This window comes from Comamonas sp. (assembly GCF_009360615.1).
In the GTDB taxonomy this organism is placed as follows: Bacteria; Pseudomonadota; Gammaproteobacteria; order Burkholderiales; family Burkholderiaceae_C; genus Comamonas.
The window spans coordinates 1-2874 of the sequence record NZ_SPEY01000092.1 but is presented as its reverse complement, the minus strand read 5'-3'; the positions used below and the strand labels follow the sequence as shown (position 1 = coordinate 2874).

Here is a 2874-nt window from a genome sequence, read left to right as displayed (position 1 = left end):
TATTTCCAGCACTGGCTGGACCTGGGCGCCAAGATCGAAGGCCAGGGCGCAACCCTGCCCAAGATCTTCACCACCAACTGGTTCCGCAAGAACGCCGAAGGCAAGTTCGTCTGGCCCGGCTACGGTGAAAACATGCGCGTGCTGAAGTGGATGATCGACCGTCTGGAAGGCCAGGCCCAAGGTCAGGAAACCGCCTTCGGTATTGCGCCCCAGTACGCTGAAATCAACTGGAACGGCCTGGACTTCAATGCCGCCCAGTTCGACAGCGTGACCAATATCGACAAGGCCGCCTGGGCCGAGGAAATGAAGCTGCATGGCGAGCATTTCGACAAGCTGGCTTACAACCTGCCCAAGGCCATGCTGGATACCAAGGCTGAGCTGGAAAAGCGCTTGAGCGCTTGATTCTCTCCCTGAGCCGCGGCGCGGCTTCCCCCTAGCCGGGCGCCCTCTCTCTACGCGCTTCACGCTACGGGAGGGGGACGACACCAGCGCAGCGGGGCGGCCCTTGCGCGGTGTCCCTGACGGAGACTGTGCACATTAAAAAAGCCCTGCTGATTTTTCTGCAGGGCTTTTTGTTTGCTTTTATTTTTGTAGCTGTAAGCGCTTTCTGAATCTGGGATAGAGGCTTGTCTGGATCAAAATCTATTCCCCACGAAAAAAGCCGCGGCCTTGTGGGCAGCGGCTTTTTTGCGCGAAGCGCGGAGAATGCTTAGCGGCTCTGGCGATCCATGGCACGGGCCAGATCGGCCATGAGGCGGGCGTCTTGCAGTGCCGCATTCCAGACGCGCTCATCGGCGGCGGCCTGCTGGCGGCTCTTGACCCAGGCGCGGTAGCCAGTACGCACCAGATTGATGGCGCGGCGGGCAGGCTGGGAGAAGAGGGCAATGCTGGCAAAGGCCATGGCCCACAGGACCATCCAGGCAGCCATCATATGGCCGTCGCTCCAGGTTTCGGTGGCCTGGAACACGCCGGCGGCCAGGGCGGCCAGCACGACGGCCAGCACCATCCAGTGCGACCGGGACTGGGATTGCGCTTCATGTTCGGCGGCAATGGCAGCCATGCGTTCATCGCTGGCCTGATAGATACGCACCACACCAGGGTGCTCGACACAGTAGGAGTTGTAAATAAAGTTGCTCATGGCAGATAACCCTTTGACCCACGCTTTTGGCGAATTGCCCGGGGAACAGGTGTAACTATAGGGATTACCCTAGGTGTGTTCAAATTTATATTTTGAATCTGTAGCATTCACAACAGTGATGTATCGGGTGGTGCCATGTCTTTGAACTTTCGCTCTCTGGATCTCAATCTGCTGCGCGTCTTCGATGAGGTCATGTCCGAGCGCAGCCTCACGCGCGCGGCACACAAGCTCAGCATCACCCAGCCGGCGGTCAGCAACGCCATGCGCCGTCTGCGCGAGGTCCTGGGCGACGAGCTGCTGGTGCGCCAGGGGCAGGGCGTGGAGCCAACGCCGCGCGCCCAGGCGCTGTGGCCGGTGATCCGGGAAGCCCTGCAGCACCTGGAGGGCGCGCTCGCACCCGATGAGTTCGACCCCGAGACGGCCAGCACCACGTTCGTGATCGCAATGGCCGATGCCACGGCCGCCACGCTGATTCCGCCCCTGTATCCGATCCTGGAGCGCGAGGCCCCGGGTCTGGGCGTACGTCTGCTGCCGCTGACCACGCGCGATCCAAGGCCCTTGCTCGACGCTGGCGAGGCCGATATGGCCGTGGGCTATTTCCCTGCCGTACTGGCCGATCTGACGGCGCGTGCGCAGGCCGGCGGTCTGGTGGCGTTTGACAGCCGCCGGCTGTATGAGGGGGAGTATCTGTGCGTGATGCGCAAGGACCATCCGCTGGCGCATGTGCCGCTGACGCTGGACAGCTACTGCGCGGCCCGCCATATGCTGGTGAGCTTCTCGGGCCGCTCCTTCGGCTTCATCGACGAGGCCCTGGCCTCGCTGGGGCGCTCGCGCGAAGTGGTGCTCACCGTCAACCAGTTTTTCACCGCAGCGCGCGTGGTGATCAATTCCGATCTGCTGACCATCCTGCCGCGCCACTTCGTGCCCGTGACCGGAATGGGCGACCAGCTGGTGCAGCGCGAGCTGCCTTTCGACGTCACGCCCGTGCACGTGGATGCGCTGTGGCGTCGTCGCGGCCCCCACCCGCAGGCCTATGACTGGCTGCTGAAAACGCTGACGCGCTCGGCCGAGATCACCTTTGCCAATGGCTCTGCGCAGGTCACGCAGCATGGTTGACTAAACTAGCCGCATGAAGATCCAGCTGCTGTCCGACCTGCACCTTGAAGTCCACCCCCAATTCGTGGCCCAGCCGGCGTCCGGTGCCGATGTGCTGGTGCTGGCCGGCGATATCGGCTCCTACCAGAGCAGCACCCAGGTCGACGGCGAGAACTTCGGGCTGGAGCGTTTCTCGCCGCTGCCCCAATACGCGGGCTGGCCCACGCCCGTGCTCTTCGTGCCCGGCAATCACGAGTACGACATGCAGGATTTCGATGCGGCACGGCAGCGGCTGCAGCGCGTGTGCGACAAGCTGGGTCTGATCTGGCTCGACCGTGAAACCGTGGTCATGGACGGCGTGCGCTTCATCGGCACCACGCTGTGGAGCGACTTCGACGCCATGGCCATGCATGAGGGTGTGACCGACGCCACGCGTTTGCACCGGCTGCGGGAGAAGGCTTTTCGCGCCGCCAATTTCTATCTCCAAAAGACTGGGGGCAGCCGCCAGGGGGAGCCGTTTCTGGCCGCGCCCATGCGCGAGGAGAGCCTGCTCTGCCAGGACTGGCTGCGCGCCGCGCTGCAGCAGCCGTTTGACGGGCCCACGGTGGCCGTGACCCACTTTGCGCCCAGTCTGCGCAGCG

4 protein-coding genes are annotated in these 2874 nt (G+C 63.3%); 3 read left to right on the top strand and 1 reads right to left on the bottom strand.

Annotation, left to right across the window (positions count from 1 at the left end; translation table 11 throughout):
* Positions 1-402, top strand: a 402-nt coding sequence (locus tag E2583_RS20905; protein ID WP_291598282.1) for a phosphoenolpyruvate carboxykinase domain-containing protein, incomplete at its 5' end; no start/stop codon positions are given.
* A gap of 307 nt (positions 403-709) precedes the next feature.
* Here the strand turns inward: E2583_RS20905 and E2583_RS20900 are convergent.
* The gene (locus E2583_RS20900) at positions 710-1138 is read right to left on the bottom strand and encodes a hypothetical protein (protein ID WP_003059907.1); all 429 of its coding nucleotides are present in this window, start codon (positions 1136-1138) and stop codon (positions 710-712) included.
* Between the two features lie 135 nt (positions 1139-1273).
* Between E2583_RS20900 and E2583_RS20895 the strand changes: the two genes are divergently transcribed.
* Both E2583_RS20895 and E2583_RS20890 read left to right on the top strand, forming a co-directional pair.
* Positions 1274-2254: a LysR family transcriptional regulator gene (locus E2583_RS20895; RefSeq protein ID WP_291598279.1), complete on the top strand. Its 981-nt coding sequence runs from the start codon at positions 1274-1276 to the stop codon at positions 2252-2254.
* 13 nt (positions 2255-2267) lie between these two features.
* A partial coding sequence (locus tag E2583_RS20890) for a metallophosphoesterase (protein ID WP_291598277.1) occupies positions 2268-2874 on the top strand: 607 nt, incomplete at its 3' end.